This window comes from Bacillus sp. SIMBA_074, from assembly GCF_046534555.1.
Taxonomy (GTDB): domain Bacteria; phylum Bacillota; class Bacilli; order Bacillales; family Bacillaceae_G; genus Bacillus_A; species Bacillus_A mycoides.
On record NZ_JAWRYM010000191.1, the window covers coordinates 1 to 357 of the forward strand.

At 59.4% G+C, this 357-nt stretch carries 1 protein-coding gene; it reads left to right on the forward strand.

The features are described from left to right. The coding region (locus SB773_RS30450) for a hypothetical protein (protein WP_410593935.1) at positions 1–266 on the forward strand (266 nt) is incomplete at its 5' end. Positions 267–357: the final 91 nt, after the last annotated feature.

Here is a 357-nt window from a genome sequence, read left to right on the forward strand (position 1 = left end):
CGGGTGGAGGCCAAACAGTGAACGGATTTTTCGACATTCTCGACAACGGGCTTGGCGCGTGGGTAGAGCTAGAAAAGGTCAAGGCAGGCGCGGCGAACGGTGCCTATGGGCAAAGCGCTACCCGCGATGCCGTGACCAGCAACGGCCAACCCATTGTTGATACAAGCTACTTGCCCCAATTCACGGCGGGGCTAAATCAGGGCAAGCCTAGTGCATGGCTGATCGTGGGCGGCTTAGCCGTTGCGGCCTACCTGATTCTGAAATAAGGGTGGATGGTAGCTCAACCACTATCGCGCATGATGCCCATGCCCATCAGCGGGGGCCATGCAGGGCCAAGCACAAGCGGGGAAGGCGGCT